Below are 17,147 nucleotides of genomic sequence, written 5' to 3'. Positions count from 1 at the left end.
TTAATTAATATTTCTAAACCATTCCTGAAATTTTTCACCAATAACAGGAATCGGTTTCATTTCAGACTTAATGGCGTAAACCAACCCAAACAGCCAACTAACAAAAGTTATGGCCCAAAAAATGGTTCCTAACCAAGAACTTAAATATTCTTCGGTAATATTAGAAACCAATAACATAATTACCAGTCCCAACATTTGCCTAATATGAAATGATGTGAATGGGTTCTTTTTATCAATATTAAGAACGATGGCTATTATTAAACCAACGAACGTAAAATAAGCTACAATAGCCATGGTTCTGCCTTCTTGTATGGTTTGATCTGTCATTATTTTAAAATTATTTTATTATTAGAAATTACGCCATAAACCTGTCCTTTTAATTCGGCATTTTCAAAAATGGTGTTTTTAGAAGTAGACGTGATATTTGTTTTCTTAAATGTGTAGGTTTCATCAGGATTAAACAAGCTTATATTTGCTTTTTCTCCAATTGAAATGGAACTTGGCTCTATTCCAAATCGTTCTTTTCCATTGGTTAAAAGTGCAATTGTTTTCTTGTTAGTGAATAGTGTTTGTAGTGCGCCAAAAGCAGACTCTAATCCAATTGTGCCATATTTTGCATGATCAAATTCTATTTTTTTATGCTCGATATCTATCGGATTATGGTCGGAAGTTACCATATCAATAGTACCATCTTTTATACCTTCTATTAATGCGTTAACATCTGATTGTGTTCTAATTGGAGGTAACACCTTAAAGTTCGTGTTAAATGTTTCAAGTGCATCATCTGTAAAGTATAAGTTATGAATGGCAACACTACAAGTGACATCTAATTTCTTCTTTTTAGCGTCGCGAATTAATTCAACCGATTTGGCCGTTGAAATGGTTGGAACATGTAATTTGCCTCCTGTATATTCTAACAAAAATAAGTCTCTTGCTATTTGTAATTCTTCAGCTAAAGCTGGATTTCCATTTAATCCTAAACGTGTGCTTGAAACATGTTCATTCATAACACCGGAACGAGAAATACGAGATTCCTGTGGAAAGGACATAATTAAACCATCAAAATTACTGGCATATTGTAGCGCAATTTTCATCAGATTGGGATTCTCAATCGGTTTCTGGTAATCATAGAAGGCAACAGCTCCAGCTTGACTCATGTCAAACAATTCAGCCATGTTTTCTCCTAAAGCTCCCTTGGTTAAAGAACCAATAGGGTAGAGGGAAACGGCATGGTTTTGCGCTTTGGCTTTAACCAATGAAATATCAGCAAAACTATCAATTACAGGGTTGCTATTAGCATTTAATGCCACTGCTGTAAATCCAGAAAATGCAGCTGTTTTAAGGCCATTAGCAATGGTTTCACGCTCTTCATAACCCGGTTCTCCAAAGCTCACGCTACTATCAAACCATCCTTGGGAAATATGGAGGTTATCTAACTTAATTTCTTTGTAGTTATTTGTGTTTTTAATAGTTGAAGCTATTTGAGAAATAGTTCCTTTTTCAATTAAAATATCGACCGTTTGATTATGAAAAACGCTTTTAGAATCAATTATTGTGGCAGATTTTATGAGTACGTTCATTTAAAATATTTTAAGATGAGCATTTCAATAATTATAAAAGCTAATGCAAAAATAATAAACCATTTCCATAAGGCATTGATTTTCGTATCACTTTTTATAGTTTCAAAAATATCACTAACAGAATTACTGATATTAATGTTCTTTAATAGACTTAAATCTTGGTAGTTTAAATCACTTTCCTGTCTGTTATAATTAAAACTGACATTGGTAATCGTGGTTGTTTTATTTTTTATGCTGTAAACACCTGCAATTTCTGGTAAATCAGTGGTGGTAATTGTCACTTTATCATTAAAATACTGCTGCATAGGAATCATATTTCCGTTTTCATTTTCTAATGATAGTACACCATCCTGTTCCAAATTAACCGGAACATCAAAACTGTTTTCAACACCAATGGTATAGTAGAGTTGGGCTTTCTGTAAACTCTGTCGCGCTAAATTGTAAAATGTAGGCACAATTAAATCATATTCACTAAAGTTAGAATTGTCTGTATTTAAAGCGGCTGTAAAAAGGGCTATTTGATTGTTGGTAACCAAAAATGGTTTGCCATCTTCAAACGCTAATACATTGGAGCCTGATGCCGATTGTATTGGAAAAAAGGTATTTACTTTTGGATACTGAAAATTAGATTCCTGCTTTTCAAATACGTTTTTATAAATAGGATGCGAATAATTAATCCGTGTAACACGTTTTTCGGTGGTTACAGCATTTTGTAATTGTATGCCGTATAAACCTAAAATGGCATTATAATTAGCTGTTTCAGAGGTTAAGTTTGGAATAATAACCACATATCCACCTTGTTTCATAAAAGTAGTTAAGGAATTTGCTAAAGATCCAGGAATTGATCCTAATTCGTTTAAAACAATGAGTTGTTGCTTCTCAATAGCACTATAATTTAATTGATTCAGGCTTGTTGTGGTTAACTGAAATTCATTGGAAGCAAATAAACGTTCTAAATATGAACTTGATGTATCTTCTTGAATCGTTAACACGTTAATAGCAGAAGGTTCATCAATATTAAAATACAGTGTATTATCAAACTGCAAGCTGGTATCGTCAATAACAATTTGACCATTGGAGATACTTTTTTCTGTCAGTGTAAACTCGCCAATCGCCTGATCTGTTAAATTGACTGTAGTTTTAGCTAATAATTTTTCACCATCAAATAAGGAAATGGGCACATTTCTTGACACACCTTCACTAGATTTTAAAAACACATGAAGTGTTGTATTCGTGGCAGTTGCGTTATTAACACTTAAACTATCTATAGCAATATTTTGGGTGTTTACAGGTTTTAATTGAACAAGATGCATGTTGTAAAGTGAATCCAAATGGACACTAAATGCCTTGTCTTGTTCTTGAAAATCTGAAATAAACACCAAGTTTCGATTCAAATTAGCTGTATTGCTGAATAATTTGGAACTTTTTAATACAGCCGCATCATATGGTAATTGATTTGGTGCATATTCCATTTGCAATAAATCATTCTGAATACTTTTAAGCGTCGTGTTTTTAAATACTTCCGTATTTGTGACTAAAGATATGGGTTCGTTTGGATCTAAATTCTCAATTAATTCCTGAACGGCACGTTTTAAAAGCTCACCATTTTCACCTTTGGCTTGCATACTAAAACTATTATCTAAATAAATAACCGTTTCTGGTGTCGTATTGAAGGTGTTTTTTTTAGAGGTGAAAGGTTGTGCGAATGCAACAATAACACAGGCTAAAAGTAGCATACGTGTTAGTAAGGTTATCCACTTTTTTATTTGAGAGCTTTTACGCGTTTGAAGTGTTACTTTTTTTAGAAAAGCTACGTTGGTAAAGGATTCCTTTTGAAATTTACGCAATTGAAATAAATGAACAATAATAGGAATAAGTAGCAAAAATAAAGCGTAAAGTATTTCTGGATGTTTAAACTGCATTCCTTGATTTGTTTCCTACAAAAATAGTGTTTACAGCGAAATAGAAAACCTTTTAACAACAAATTAAAGGATTAGCAATAAAAGAAATAATCTGAAGCCGGTATTAACCTTAATTCCGCCAATTGTTTTTTAATATTTTTTTGCTCTACTTTATTGGCAACCGTAATTAAACAGTGTGGATTTATCAATGTTTTAAGATGGTTAGTGTGGTGTAATTTCACATCATAAATCTCTTTTCCTATTTTTTTAGGATTATCACAAATCCAATAATATGGAATGTTTTGCTCTTGTAACAATCGTGCAACCGTTTTACCTTTTTTTCCGGCACCCCAAATTACCAAGGGTCTAGACGTTTGGTAATCTAATTCTATAAAGTAATTTACTTTCAATTCTAGAAAATTATTTTGCGCATAGTTTTCATGCGTTCTCGATGTTCTGCTGTTGTAATCTCGCCACAAGTGAATGGTTTCAGAACATGGAATACATTTTAGGTTATATTTGTAAAAGCGAAATGCTAAATCATAATCTTCGGGATATGTGTTGGGATTAAATGCATCACAAGCTATAAAATCGGCGCGATACACCATCCAACAAGGCGATGGGATGACGCATTCCTTATAAATTTCTTTAAAATTGAAACCAAATTCTGTTAAATGGTTTAGCCAGTTTTCGTACTTGGCAAAACCATCACTTATACCATCTTCTCGAAAATATTTTACCTGTCCAACAGCTACATGTCCTTGGCCATACTCTATTAAATTGGCGTGCAAAACTTCAAGTTTATTAGGAGTCATGATATCATCACTATCCATACGCGTCATAAAATCACCTGAAGTTTTAGAAAAAGCAAATTGCAAGGCTTGAATAATACCAGAACCTGGATTTTTATAAACTTTTATCCGTTGATCGCGATTAGCAAATTGCGCAACAATATTATAACTACTATCGGTTGATCCATCATCAACAATCACTAATTCCCAATTGGTATAAGTTTGATTTAAAATGGACAGCAAACAGTCAGGAAGAAACTTCTCCGTGTTTTTAAAAGGTGTAACAATGCTAATTAAGGATTTGGACATATTGCGAATATAGTTAAACTTCATTTTAACAAAAAGTTATAGCAAAAATGTGTAACACATTGTACATTTGAGCGTCAAGTAAAAAAACTTAATTTTTTAATAATGAAAAAAACTCTAGCCATTATTGGTTTTTCTGCATTGCTTGTAGCTTGTGGATCTTCAACCAAAACAAGTAGTGACGATTTAGCCACTAGCAATCCCATTGAAACCGTAATAGATATCACCAAAGTATCTGATGATAAAGTGCCTGTAACTATTAACCCAGGACGTTTTACTGTTGAAACCGTTACCTATAGACTTCCAAAAGTTGTTCAAGGCACCTATTCTGTTAGTGATTTTGGAAAATATATTGATACCTTCCTAGCCTTTGATTATCACGGAAATCCTATGCCAGCAAATAAGATAGACACCAATTCTTGGACTATTGCTAATGCATCACAATTAGATTATATTACTTATTATGTTAATGATACATTTGACCAAGAAGTGGTTGGCGGTATTGGTGGTGATGTGCCATTTTCTCCTGCAGGAACAAATATTGAGCCTAATAACTATGTGTTGAATTTACATGGATTTATTGGGTATTTTGATTCGCTTAAAAACAGTCAATATAAATTGGACGTCATTGCTCCAGCCGATTTTGTTAGAACTTCAGCTTTACAAATGTCAGATTCCACTACAAGTGCTGATGGTAAAGTTATGACATCATCTTATTTTGCGCCTCGTTATTTTGATATTACTGATAACCCAATGATGTATGGAAAGTTAGATGTTGAAGAATTTGAAGTAGGTGGAATTAAAATTGTATTGAGTGTATATTCCCCAAATAAAAAGCATAGCGCGAAATCCATGAAAGATGCCATGCAGACTATGATGGAAGGGCAGAAAACTTATTTAGGTGATGTGGATAGCACACCTCGTTATGATATTTATGTGTATTTATCAGATGGGCAAGAAGGTTCGCCTAAAGGTTTTGGTGCTTTAGAACATCACACATCTACGGTTGTGGTTATGCCAGAATCTATGCCACAAAGTGCATTGGATAAAAGTATGATTGACATAGTATCTCACGAGTTTTTTCATATTGTAACTCCTTTAAGTGTACATTCTGACGATGTTCATTATTTCGATTATAATAACCCTACGTTTTCAAAACATTTATGGATGTATGAAGGTGTAACAGAATATTTTGCTACCCTTTTTCAATTAAATCAAGGTTTAGTTCTGGAAGATGAGTTTTACAAGAAAATCATGGATAAAATTGGTGCTGCAAAAGGTATGAATGATGCTATGAGTTTTACGGTTATGAGTGAAAACGTATTAGATGAGCCTTATGCAAGTCAGTATTATAACGTATATCAAAAAGGTGCGTTAATTGGGATGTGTTTGGATATTCTAATTCGCGAAGGAAGCGATGGTAATCGTGGAATTTTATCACTTATGAAAGAGTTATCTATGAAATATGGTAAAAATAAGCCATTTGATGATGATAAAATTATTGATGAAATTGTAGCAATGACATATCCGTCATTGCGCACCTTTTTTGACGACCACGTAATTGGTGATGTGCCAATTGATTATAATGTGTTTTTTGAAAAAGTAGGTATTGAAATTGGCGAGGGTCAAGTTAAAACAAATTATATTCAAGGAAATGGCGCTTTAATTGTTACTGCAAATCAAGGTGAAGGAACTATCTTTTTTACAGACAATGTTTTAGGAAATAGTTTCTGGAAAGATCAAGGTGCTATGCCTAACGATGTGATTAAATCTATTGATGGAACTCCAGTTTCGTTACAAAATGCAAATAAGGTATTCCAAGAAGTATTTTCTTGGGAAGAAGGACAAGACGTAAATGTGGTTTTAAGTCGTGATGGAAAGGAAGTTGTTATTAAAACAGCTTTAACGCCAGCCTATACTAAAGGAAGTAGTTTACACAATAAAGCAGATGCTACAGCAGCGCAAAAAGAATTGCGTAATGCGTGGTTGAAAGGCTAATTTAATTATTTAAAAATAAAAAAAACACCTGATGAAGCGAATCATCAGGTGTTTTTTTGTTTTAAGAAACTTGGTAAAATCTAGAACCTAATATTTAGCCGATTTACCATTTGATAATGAGTTTTTAATAAAGTCACGAATATCATCGTTGGACGATTTTAAATCTTCTTTACGTAAATACATCATGTGTCCACTTCTGTAAGCCTTAAATGTAAAACGATCTTTCATAGTGCCAGAAGGATCTAATTGTCCAACCGTATATTTAGCAGCAAAATAGGTGGTAGCACCATCATAATAACCAGATTGCACCAAGACCTTTAAATACGGATTTTGAGCCATTGCTTGGCGTAACCGATCTCTAGTGTTATCATGTTGTCTGTCCCAAGGATGCACATCACCAAACATATTATATTTTATGTCTGTCCTAAAATCTAAATGTTCTCGCAAATAAAAATTAATTGCAGGCGTAAAGGAATGTAACCAAGATGATAATTCCGCGTTGTAGTCTGGTGAATTTCCAGCAGCCATTTTATCAATGCCTAAATAGCGAGAATCTAATCTTCCAATAGTATAACCACGATCACGTAATAATTCTTTCCAGAAAAAACTAGTCGGGATATTTAAATTATGATCTAAAATTGATGATTGACTTAAACCGGAATATAAGCTCATTTTTTCAGCTACGGCATTCCGTTCTGCTTCAGAAATAAATCCACCTTTTGCAATGGCTGGCATAAGTTTATCTATAGCATAGGCTTCAACTTCTGGTAATATTTCAGATAAATCCTTTTGTTGAAGGGCAGGAGCCAATGCTTTTTGATGCCAAGCCGCAGCTGTAAAGTATGGTAAATTTAAAGCGGAATAAATAGGTTGATCGGTAGAGTAAATTTTATAATCGGCAGGAGACACCAAAATAACACCATTTAAATACATCCATTGGTTGTTTTGTAACTCTTCAGCTAAACCCATAACTCTTGGACCACCATAACTTTCACCTATTAAATATTTGGGCGATTCCCAACGATTATGTCGTGTTACAAACGTATTTATCCATTCAGCCAAATAACTAATGTCGGCATTAATTCCGAAAAAGTTTTTCCGGTCTGGTAGTTTACCATCTTTATCTTCTACCATTCGTGAATAGCCCGTATTTACGGGATTTACAAAAACAATATCAGCGACATCTAGAATAGAGTATGGGTTCGTTTTTACGCCATAAGGCTGAACAGGATAACCTTCATCATCAATTTTTAATATTTGTGGTCCTGTATAAGCAACATGCATCCAAACAGAAGCCGAGCCTGGCCCACCATTAAATGAAATTACCAAAGGTCGGTTTGCCTTGTCTTTCACATTACTGCGTTGATAGTAGGTGTAAAATAATGTGGCCATAGGTTCTCCATCCAAATTCCAAACAGGTTGTGTTCCTGTTGTTGCTGAATAATTCATACCAATACCATTAATAGTTGTACTGTGGTTAGTAACAACCATGGTGTCTACCGGGATTTTTCTATTTTGAGAATGAATTTGGATAAACGATAAAACACTGAAAATAAGAAATAGTTTTTTCATAAAAAGTATTGTGAATTAATATAAAATTTAAAGATACTGAATTTAGTTAGAAGCTTTCAAAAACGCCAAGCCCAAAAAGGGCAAAATCATATTTTACAGGGTCATTAGCATCTAACTTTCGGAGACTGGTATCTAATTCTAATAATGCTTTACCATCATTTTGTTTTCTGGTTAATAAACCTAGTTTTCTAGCTACATTCCCAGAGTGAACATCCAACGGACAAGATAGTTGTTTGGTATAAAGGGATTTCCAAATTCCGAAGTCCACACCTGTATTTTCAGGTCTTACCATCCAACGTAAAAACATATTAATGCGTTTGGCTGCTGAATTCTTTAAAGGATCTGAAATATGTTTTTGGGTTCTAGGCAAATGTTCAATTTCAAAAAACACCTTTTTAAAATGATGAATAGCAGATTGTAGACTTGAAGCCTCGGCATGTTTCTCAAAAACAGCTTCCAACCCGTTGTGATTGGTATAAATATGCTGTAAACCACTTATAAAAGTAATAAAATCTAAACCGTTAAAGGTTCTATGAACAAACGGTTCCAGTGCTTTTAAATCCGATTCCTTATGATTTATGATAAATTGATAGGGTTCTTGATCTAATAGCTGCATCATGCGTTGCGCATTATTAATAATACTTTTTCTATTTCCCCAAGCAATGGTTGCGGTTAAAAAGGCTGCAATTTCTATATCTTCTTTTTTAGAGAAGGTATGCGGGATTTTAATAGGATCCGTTTCAAGAAAATCACGTGTATTATATTGTGCAACTTTTTCATCTAAAAAGGTTTTCAGTTCTGTTTTATTGAGCTTTTTTGCCACGCTTGAAGTTTAAAATTTTTAATAAATAATGAAAGTCAAAATTACCATTATTAGTTTGTTTGATAAAATTAAAAGACTTCGAGTATCTCCATAAAACAAATAAAATGAAACGGTAATTGGTATTTCATAGATATTTTTTACAAAAAAGTTTGTCTTAACAAATATAAATTCAGTTTAACGATTATATAAAGTTTCTTTGCTTTAAGATAAGTACATTTGAATAATTAAAACAGTGGTGCTAAACACTTTAACGATAGTTTAGTTTAGTTTTTTTATTTTAAGTTTAATTTTAGGTTAGTTTAAAAAAAGGTCTTGATATACTTCAGGACCTTTTTTTATTGAATATGTGCTGCACGCCTTCTATTTATACGATGTTTTAAAGCTGGTATATTAAAAATAATAATGGAAATAATAATTAGTCCATAACTAACACCTTGCATGACAGTAATTGTTTCTTTAAAATAAAAGACTGCTAGGAAAAAATTAATCAAAGGATTCAAATAAATAAATATACCAACCACGGAGGAATTTAAACCTCGCAGCGCGTAGATGTTTAAAAACATGGGTATAATGGTAAATCCTATTGCTATTAAAGCAATCATGCTATAAAAAAAGCTTGTTTTAGGCGTTTGATACTCGTAGGTTAGGAAAAATGGACTTAAAATAATGACTGCAAAAACAATTTGAACTGTAAGAATTAAAAACCGATCTAACTCCTGATTTCTTCGTTGCAAGACTAAATAAATAGCATAGGTTAATGCAATAATCATACTGTAAAGTAAATCCGTAAAGTTGCCCAACGATAGTAGAATACAGGCTGCAAAGCTCAATACTACTGAAAACCATTGAAGTTTGAAGAGTTTTTCCTTTAAAATAATAAAGGCCAAAACCATGGTTAGAATTGGACAAATTAAATAGGCTAAAGATGTGGCTTTCACGCTAACATTGTTCATAACATAAATAAAAATATACCAATTAAAGGCTAAAAAGAAACCACTAAGCATATTAATTACAAGAATCCTAATTCGTTCCTTTTTTTGCAATGATTTAAATAAACCTACATTCTTCTTTAAAACCTTTGGTCTAAAAAATAAGGTAACTATTAACATTATTGCAACAGAAACAATCGAGCGATAGCTCAAAATATCAAATGCAGAAAAGTTAGATAACGGTTTTAAAACTAGACTAAAGAACCCCCAAATGGTAAAGGCAAGAGTGGCAGCAATATAATACTTTGTTGTGTTCATTGGCAGAAATAATTAATCGGCAAAAGTAGTTTTAATTAGTCTAGAATAGTTGTTAATTAGTGTTATAATTTTCGCTTTATAACAGAAAAAAGCCTTGAAAGTTTCAAGGCTTTAAAAAATACTAATAAACTACTTTTTTATTTAGAGGTTAATGCTTTTGTAATTTTCTCCGTGTATTCCACCGCGTTTTTAGTTACATTTTGTGGGTCGTCTATTTTAGTCGTTACCACAGCAGCAAGTTGCTTACCATCTTCTTGAGTTAAATCATAAGCCACAGTTTCCACGATGTATGTTTTTACAACCTGGGTTGTAGAGCTCATAGGCACATAACTTCCATAAGTTGAGTAGGACATTCTGTTTCCGTAATAACCATAGAAACCACCATAATAGCCAGGGAAGTAGGATGGATAATAACTAGCACCAGCGTAATACCCGCCATCTTGCGTTGTTTCTGTGCGCTCTTGGTAATCTTTTACAACAGTAACGATAACCGCATCATAACCCTCGTTTTCTAAAAATGCCTTGAAGTTTTTTTGTTGTGCTTCCGTTAGTTCTGTATCATGATTAAAGTTTGGCATTTCCTTAAAGCTTTCAGTAGCTTTCATACCTTTTGCTCGTAGTTGTTTTGCTATTTCTTGCTCAAAAGCTATACGTGCTTGTTTATTTTCTGTTCTTGAAATAACAAGAATGTTGTTATCCTTAATGTTTGCAGATGAATCTGATTTCCAAGCATCTAAAACTTTTATTCCAGAACAACTAGAGGTAATTACCATTAATAAGATGGCTGTTAATTTAAGCGTGTTTTTCATTGTTTTTGATTTAATTAATTATCGGATATTAAAATGTATAGCCCAATGAAATACCATATCTGAATGAAAAGGCATTAAACTGCGACCTATTATTGACTTGGGAGAATCTAAAATCTCCATTTATAAAATCTAAAATACTATAATCTTCTAAAGCTTGATTTAAATCTTCATAAAACTCTTCTGGTAAATCCTTTTTATTTATAAATTTAAAATTATAATTCCCAGCACCTGGACCTGCAATTATAAAATCGATATTTAAATGTTTGGTAATTGGTAGCTTATAACCAATCATTAATCCTACGGAACTAATATCAAGTTTCATATCGAATTCCAAATCGTAAATAAACCCATCTGTGCCTGTATAAGAGCCGTCTAATTCTTGATTTATAATTAGAGTATTTATAATAGGCACCAATGTAGAAGCCGGTTAAAGCTGTTTTTGAAGTTTTAGGTAAATATTATCTGACTTCTGGTATAATTTGAAACCCTGTATAAAAAATATCACCAGTTTTCAATTTTGGTTTATCAATTCCAGAAAAGCCTATTAACCCTGATTTTCCTTTATAACCTGCTGCCAGTGATGCCGAAAAATTATCGAAAAAACTACATTCATAAGATATCTGATATACACCATTAAGTAATTGTAATAGCTCAAGAGATACTTCATTTTTATGAGTTTTAAAGCTATTAGTATCCTTTAGTTCCTGTGAAAAAGCCTGAATAAAAGCCATGAATGCGGCCAAGATTACGATATGTTTGGTTAGGTTTATATAATAATCAAAAGTATAATAAAAAAATAATAAATCAGTTAATTTAGAAACTTTGCTTGTAATTCTTTTGTAGGCAGCATACAGGCATCTTTTTTACCAAACCATTTATATCTGTTTTTAGCTATAAATTCATAAACCCAGTTCCTTAAAAAAGTTGGAATTATAAAAAAAAAGGCTAATAAATTACGTGGAAATCCAAGTTTCCAAGCTATTTTGAGTGCAGCAGTAGATTTGTAGGACAGTTTATCTTCTGAAGAATAAAGCAAAATAGAATCTATTTTGCTTGTGTCAATTTTAAATTTTTCAATTATTTGTTTACCAGTTTCACCTTGTAACGGCGCAAACATAAATACATTTTGTGTATCATGTTTTATAACATAATTAATGGCATTATTGCATAAATTGCAAACACCATCAAAGAGAATTAATTGCTTATTATCTGGTAATCCGTCTATCATATTACAAAAATACGCAAGAATTAATTATGAGTGACCAAAAAAATCACTTATACTAATTCCAACCCCTTATTTCTTAATGGCCTCTACCAGTTCCAATTGGTCCATGCTAACGTTGGTAGTAAACATACCATAATTTACAATAGCTTTATTTTTTTCAATACTATCAATGCTTCCAACGGCACGACCATCTTGCATGCGAACGCGATCCCCAATTTTTAAAATAGGCTTTGGAGCAGCGGGTTTGTTTTTTTCTTTTTCCTTGGCTACTTTTTTCTTTTTCCTAATAACAGCAACTGTTTTCTCGGCTTCTTGTTTAACTTTTTCAACTTTGGCCTTTTCAGCCTTTTGTTTTTTTACCGTTGTTTTTTTACGTTTAGAATTTTCAATTTGAACCAGTTTAAATAGTTCATTCATCAATTCGCGTTTTTGCTTATTATTGAAGTACTTCTCGGATAAATCATCAATTTTCTGACCCAAATATATGAGTCGCTGATTGCTATCATACAATTCTTGATAACTCTCTAATTTTTTCTGGATTTTTATATTTATTTCCTCTAGCTTTTCAGCTTCAGTTTGCTTCTTGCGTTCGTTTTCTTTTAAGGATTGTTCGGTTTTCTCTAATTTTGAGCGTTCCTTTTGCAGTTTGGCTATCGTTCTATCAAAACGAACTTTCCCGCGTTCAATTTTCTTTTTGGCACGATTTATTAAACTGTAAGGAATTCCGTTTTTCTGAGCCACTTCAAAAGTAAACGAACTTCCAGCCTGTCCCAATGCTAGTTTATAGATGGGTTCCAAAGTTTTCTCGTCGAACATCATATTAGCATTTTGCATATACGGTAATTCGTTGGCTAGAATTTTAAGATTGGAGTAGTGGGTAGTAATAATTCCAAATGCCTCACGATGATAAAATTCTTCTAAAAATGTTTCGGCTAACGCACCTCCCAATTCTGGGTCTGATCCTGTTCCAAACTCATCAATAAGAAATAGGGTGTTTTTATTACATTTCTTCAAGAAGTAATTCATCTGCTTTAAGCGATAACTGTAGGTGCTTAAATGGTTTTCAATAGACTGATTATCACCAATATCTGTAATAATCCTATCAAATAAAAATACATTACTACGTTCATGAACCGGAATTAAAAATCCAGACTGGAGCATAATTTGTAATAAACCAACAGTTTTCAACGTGATACTTTTTCCACCTGCATTTGGACCAGAAATAACAATAATCCGATTTTCTTGAGTTAATTTAACAGACTGGGAATATGTTTTTTCGTTTTTCTTTTTATTACTTAAATATAGTAATGGATGAAAAGCGTCTCGTAAATATAGCTCGCGGTTATCACTAATTTCTGGCAAAATAGCATCCATGGATTTGGCATATTTGGCTTTGGCAGAAATAACATCAACTTGCGTTAAAAACTCTTGATACTGCTTTAATAGAGGTAAAAACGGTCTGATAAAATCGGTTAGGGATTTTAAAATACGAACAACCTCTTCATTTTCTTCATATTCCAAATTATTTAGCTCACGTGTGTATTGCAATGTGGTTTCGGGCTCTATATAAACAATGCTTCCTGTTTTACTGCCTCCCATTATGGAACCGCGCACTTTACGCCTGTACATAGCTTTAACTGCTAATACACGCTTATTATCTACTACAGATTCTCGTATATCATCCAGATATTCTAATTGATGATATGTGTGAAGTGCCGAAGAAAAACTCTGATTAATTTTCCCTTTAATTTTATTAATATCTTGTCGTAACTCAAATAATAAAGACGATGCATTGTCCTTTACATCACCAAAGCGATCGATAATTGTATCAATTTCTTCAATTAACACTTTGGTCACTTCAATTTCTGAGGCAAATTCATATAAATTGGTGTAATACTCTTGAAATTTCTTTAGAAAAAGAATAATATCATTAGCCGAAATAGAAATAGATACTATTTTTTTTAAGCTATGCGCTTCTAAATAGGTGTTTTCAATTTTTAAAAGCTTTAATTCCTTGGCAATGGTTTCAAAACCATGATTGGGAATCCGGTTATCATTTATTAAAGATGCTAAATATTCATTGGTTAATACCAAAGCTTTTATAGCAGACTCTTTATTGTTTAAAGGTGCAATTTGTAATGTAGCTTCATGACCTAAAGGAGTAATACACAACTCACTTACTTGTTGTAAAACTGTAGAAAATTCAAGATCTTGGAGTGTTTTTTCGTGAATATGTATCATAAATGGTCCTTATGGAAAGGCATAATTTTTTTTTTAGGATAACAAAAATACGGATTATGTTTTAAAACTAATCTAAAGTTAAAAAGTATAAGTTCATTTTATATTTATGTAGCTTTGGCTTTTTAGAAATAAATTTATGAAAATATTAAAAGCCCTAATTCTACTTATTATAGTTGCTAACTTAACATCTTGTAAAAAAGACTATTTAAAATATACGGAAAAACCGGATTATATAGCAGAACCAAATGCTAATTTAAAGCCATACTTTGATGCGTATGATGCCTCTTTAAAACTGTGGGATATTCCAGTTGAAGAATTGTATATTCCGACTAGTTTTGGAACGGCCCATGTGGTTGTAAGCGGTCCTAGTAATGGCGAACCCTTGGTTTTATTGCATGGTATGAACGCAACTTCAACGAGTTGGTATCCAAATGCTAAAGCACTTTCAAAAGATTATAGACTTTTTGCAATCGATTTTATTTTGGAACCCGGAAAATCTCTTAAAACCGGAACTTTTGATGATGTTGAACAGATTGTAACTTGGTATAATGAAATTTTTGATAAGCTAAAGTTGAACGAGTTTACGCTTGTTGGTGCTTCAAGAGGTGGGTGGATTTCTATGAAAATAGCCTTGTTTAACCAAGATCGGATCAAGAAAATGGTGTTATTAAGTCCTGCACAAACTTTTATCTGGATTAGACCAAGTGCTGATTTATTGAAAAATTTAATAACCCTTTTTTCTTCGGAAGAGAAACAAATAGAACAGGGCTTAAAGTCTATGTCTAGTAATGTGGCTAATATTAATAAAACGTATTTAAAGCAATATTATAAATCGGAACGCAATGATTCTATAAATAAATTTGTCTTGGATATGCGCCCGTTTTCCAAGCGAGATTTTCAGTCGTTGAAAATGCCTGTATTAGTTTTAATTGGTGATGATGATGTTATTAACAACTCCAAAACCGTTCAAATGGCTAAAACCTTAATCCCTAAAGGTGAAGGTGAAATAATTGGTAATGCAGGACACTTTTTAACCGTTGACCAGGCGGATGTTGTAAACACAAAAATTCTCGATTTTTTAAAAGCTGACAACAGGAAATAAAGTATTTCAAGATTATAAATACACTTGAAGGGTTATAATAATCATTGTAAAAATAGTTAGTATAAGTAGTAGCGGTAAAACAAATTTTAGCCACTTGTTATAACCCACCTTAACAATGGCTAGAGATGCTAGAATTAACCCCGTTGGATTAATAAAAGCAAATAATCCCATGCCATATTGGTAGCAGTTAACAATAATTTCCCGACCAAACCCAACGGTATCAGCCAAAGGCGACATGATTGGCATGGTTAAAACAGCCATTCCAGAAGAACTAGGAATAAAAAAGGATAGTCCACTATAAATAAATAACATGGCGTTTGCAAAAACGCCTTTATTCATACCTTCGGTTGCCGTACTTGCATGATAGAGCATGGTATCGCTAATTAATCCATCATTCATTAACACGGAAACGCCACGAGCAATCCCAATAATTAAAGCCACACCTAATAAATCTGACGCGCCTTTAACAAAGGTTTCCACAAAAATTGTTTCTTTAATTTTTCCAATAAATCCAATTAAAATAGCTCCAACAAAAAATACCGTTGTCATTTCCACGAACCACCATTCTAATTGAGAAACACCGTAAATCATTACAACAAAACAAAGTGTAAATACAATGAGGGTTAAGCGTAATCTAGTGGTTAATTTTACAATGTTTTCGCTTTTAGTTCCAAAATGTGCTTCAATTTCTTCTTTTTGACTATAAATTATGGATTTAGTAGGATCCTTTTTCACTTTATTAGCATATTTTAAAATATATACAATACAAATTATAACACCTATTATTAATGTGATAACACGACCTGTTAATCCAGTTGTCCAATTAATTCCGGCAGCATCCGAAGCTATAATTGTACTAAATGGGTTAACAGTAGAAAACATAGTTCCAATGGATGAACCCAAATAAATAGTGGCTAATGGCACCATGGCATCATATTTTGCAGCTAAAAACATGGGAATTAAAATAGGGTAGAAGGCTATGGTTTCCTCGGCTAAACCAAAAGTGGTTCCTCCTAAAGCAATAAGTGTAGTAACCAATATAATTAATATATACTCATGGCCTTTAAGCGCTATGGCTAGCCAGGATATTCCAGCATCGAAAGCACCAGTATAGTTCATAATCCCAATTAATCCACCTATTATTAATACAAGAAAAATAATATCAGAAGCTTCAATGATTCCTTTGATTGGTGATTGAAAAAATTCCACCATACTTTGGGGTTTGGCCTCTACAACTTGATATGTGTTTGGAATAGAAATTGGTTTCCAAATATCACCTTCTGTAAACTTTTCTAAAGGGATATTTATATTTAAAGTTTTTAATGTTTCTTGTGTTGCTGGTAGTGTTTCTGTTGTTTCTAAATGTGTTTTAGTAAAACTATTACCTGCTTTATTATAGGTTAGCGTATCATATTTTCCCGCAGGAATAATCCATGTTAGCAAGGCAACGAGTCCAGCAATAATAAGTAAAATTGTTTGTGCTGTTGGAAATTTTAAATTTTTCAAGACATATTGTTTTATGGTGCTAAAGATAATATTAATTTAGTGGTGA

15 protein-coding genes are annotated in these 17,147 nt (G+C 32.7%); 2 read left to right on the top strand and 13 right to left on the bottom strand.

Annotation, left to right across the window (positions count from 1 at the left end; all coding sequences use genetic code 11):
- The 4 genes from ACN0QX_RS03935 to ACN0QX_RS03920 form a co-directional block, all read right to left on the bottom strand.
- Positions 1–327 carry a DUF4870 domain-containing protein gene (locus ACN0QX_RS03935; RefSeq protein WP_066247726.1) on the bottom strand — a complete coding sequence of 109 codons (327 nt, stop codon included), beginning with the start codon at positions 325–327 and terminating at the stop codon, positions 1–3.
- Positions 327–1,580, bottom strand: a complete 1,254-nt coding sequence (locus ACN0QX_RS03930; protein ID WP_417195625.1) for a dihydroorotase — start codon at positions 1,578–1,580, stop codon at positions 327–329. The genes ACN0QX_RS03935 and ACN0QX_RS03930 overlap by 1 nt, the downstream gene beginning before the upstream one ends.
- Positions 1,577–3,502 (bottom strand): BatA domain-containing protein, encoded by a 1,926-nt coding sequence (locus ACN0QX_RS03925; protein ID WP_417195624.1) that lies wholly within the window; start codon positions 3,500–3,502, stop codon positions 1,577–1,579. The genes ACN0QX_RS03930 and ACN0QX_RS03925 overlap by 4 nt, the downstream gene beginning before the upstream one ends.
- Before the next feature lie 71 nt (positions 3,503–3,573).
- Positions 3,574–4,581: a glycosyltransferase family 2 protein gene (locus tag ACN0QX_RS03920; protein WP_248399810.1), complete on the bottom strand. Its 1,008-nt coding sequence runs from the start codon at positions 4,579–4,581 to the stop codon at positions 3,574–3,576.
- A 102-nt stretch (positions 4,582–4,683) separates the two neighbouring features.
- Here ACN0QX_RS03920 and ACN0QX_RS03915 point away from each other — a divergent pair, with 102 nt between their 5' ends.
- Positions 4,684–6,576 carry a peptidase M61 gene (locus tag ACN0QX_RS03915; protein WP_417195623.1) on the top strand — a complete coding sequence of 631 codons (1,893 nt, stop codon included), beginning with the start codon at positions 4,684–4,686 and terminating at the stop codon, positions 6,574–6,576.
- Between the two features lie 87 nt (positions 6,577–6,663).
- Here ACN0QX_RS03915 and ACN0QX_RS03910 read toward each other — a convergent pair whose 3' ends face one another.
- The 8 genes from ACN0QX_RS03910 to ACN0QX_RS03875 all read right to left on the bottom strand — a co-directional run bounded on the left by ACN0QX_RS03910 (position 6,664) and on the right by ACN0QX_RS03875 (position 14,493).
- Complete coding sequence (locus tag ACN0QX_RS03910) at positions 6,664–8,148, bottom strand: S10 family peptidase (protein ID WP_417195622.1); 1,485 nt, start codon at positions 8,146–8,148, stop codon at positions 6,664–6,666.
- Between the two features lie 46 nt (positions 8,149–8,194).
- Positions 8,195–8,971: a TIGR02757 family protein gene (locus tag ACN0QX_RS03905; RefSeq protein ID WP_417195621.1), complete on the bottom strand. Its 777-nt coding sequence runs from the start codon at positions 8,969–8,971 to the stop codon at positions 8,195–8,197.
- A 335-nt stretch (positions 8,972–9,306) separates the two neighbouring features.
- A complete protein-coding gene (locus ACN0QX_RS03900) occupies positions 9,307–10,218 on the bottom strand; it encodes an EamA family transporter (protein ID WP_417195620.1) in 912 nt (303 codons plus the stop codon).
- A gap of 137 nt (positions 10,219–10,355) precedes the next feature.
- Entirely contained in the window at positions 10,356–11,027 is a 672-nt protein-coding gene (locus tag ACN0QX_RS03895) for a hypothetical protein (protein WP_417195619.1), read from the bottom strand.
- A 28-nt stretch (positions 11,028–11,055) separates the two neighbouring features.
- On the bottom strand, positions 11,056–11,439 hold the full coding sequence (locus ACN0QX_RS03890; RefSeq protein WP_417195618.1) for a hypothetical protein: 384 nt from the start codon (positions 11,437–11,439) through the stop codon (positions 11,056–11,058).
- A gap of 46 nt (positions 11,440–11,485) precedes the next feature.
- Entirely contained in the window at positions 11,486–11,758 is a 273-nt protein-coding gene (locus ACN0QX_RS03885; RefSeq protein ID WP_417195617.1) for a hypothetical protein, read from the bottom strand.
- A 77-nt stretch (positions 11,759–11,835) separates the two neighbouring features.
- The gene (locus tag ACN0QX_RS03880) at positions 11,836–12,255 is read right to left on the bottom strand and encodes a thiol-disulfide oxidoreductase DCC family protein (RefSeq protein WP_417195616.1); all 420 of its coding nucleotides are present in this window, start codon (positions 12,253–12,255) and stop codon (positions 11,836–11,838) included.
- 66 nt (positions 12,256–12,321) lie between these two features.
- A complete protein-coding gene (locus ACN0QX_RS03875; RefSeq protein WP_417195615.1) occupies positions 12,322–14,493 on the bottom strand; it encodes an endonuclease MutS2 in 2,172 nt (723 codons plus the stop codon).
- Positions 14,494–14,629: 136 nt separating this feature from the next.
- On the opposite strand from ACN0QX_RS03875, the gene ACN0QX_RS03870 reads away from it, so the two are divergent.
- Positions 14,630–15,595, top strand: a complete 966-nt coding sequence (locus ACN0QX_RS03870; RefSeq protein ID WP_417195614.1) for an alpha/beta fold hydrolase — start codon at positions 14,630–14,632, stop codon at positions 15,593–15,595.
- 12 nt (positions 15,596–15,607) lie between these two features.
- Here the strand turns inward: ACN0QX_RS03870 and ACN0QX_RS03865 are convergent, their stop codons facing one another.
- Positions 15,608–17,101 carry a YfcC family protein gene (locus tag ACN0QX_RS03865; RefSeq protein WP_376859569.1) on the bottom strand — a complete coding sequence of 498 codons (1,494 nt, stop codon included), beginning with the start codon at positions 17,099–17,101 and terminating at the stop codon, positions 15,608–15,610.
- Positions 17,102–17,147 lie beyond the last annotated feature (46 nt).

Origin of the sequence: Bizionia sp. (assembly GCF_048259285.1) — a bacterium.
Taxonomy (GTDB): domain Bacteria; phylum Bacteroidota; class Bacteroidia; order Flavobacteriales; family Flavobacteriaceae; genus Algorimicrobium; species Algorimicrobium hallyeonense.
Note: the sequence above shows the minus strand (reverse complement) of the source record. Positions and strands in the feature narration are given on the sequence as shown.

Bases quoted from the DNA above. Each gene is read 5' to 3' on its own strand.
- ACN0QX_RS03870 (WP_417195614.1), top strand. From the start codon at position 14,630: ATGAAAATATTAAAAGCCCTAATTCTACTTATTATAGTTGCTAACTTA.
- ACN0QX_RS03930 (WP_417195625.1), bottom strand. From the start codon at position 1,580: ATGAACGTACTCATAAAATCTGCCACAATAATTGATTCTAAAAGCGTT.
- ACN0QX_RS03900 (WP_417195620.1), bottom strand. From the start codon at position 10,218: ATGAACACAACAAAGTATTATATTGCTGCCACTCTTGCCTTTACCATT.
- ACN0QX_RS03875 (WP_417195615.1), bottom strand. From the start codon at position 14,493: ATGATACATATTCACGAAAAAACACTCCAAGATCTTGAATTTTCTACA.
- ACN0QX_RS03880 (WP_417195616.1), bottom strand. From the start codon at position 12,255: ATGATAGACGGATTACCAGATAATAAGCAATTAATTCTCTTTGATGGT.
- ACN0QX_RS03910 (WP_417195622.1), bottom strand. From the start codon at position 8,148: ATGAAAAAACTATTTCTTATTTTCAGTGTTTTATCGTTTATCCAAATT.
- ACN0QX_RS03920 (WP_248399810.1), bottom strand. From the start codon at position 4,581: ATGTCCAAATCCTTAATTAGCATTGTTACACCTTTTAAAAACACGGAG.
- ACN0QX_RS03895 (WP_417195619.1), bottom strand. From the start codon at position 11,027: ATGAAAAACACGCTTAAATTAACAGCCATCTTATTAATGGTAATTACC.
- ACN0QX_RS03915 (WP_417195623.1), top strand. From the start codon at position 4,684: ATGAAAAAAACTCTAGCCATTATTGGTTTTTCTGCATTGCTTGTAGCT.
- ACN0QX_RS03935 (WP_066247726.1), bottom strand. From the start codon at position 327: ATGACAGATCAAACCATACAAGAAGGCAGAACCATGGCTATTGTAGCT.
- ACN0QX_RS03885 (WP_417195617.1), bottom strand. From the start codon at position 11,758: ATGGCTTTTATTCAGGCTTTTTCACAGGAACTAAAGGATACTAATAGC.
- ACN0QX_RS03925 (WP_417195624.1), bottom strand. From the start codon at position 3,502: ATGCAGTTTAAACATCCAGAAATACTTTACGCTTTATTTTTGCTACTT.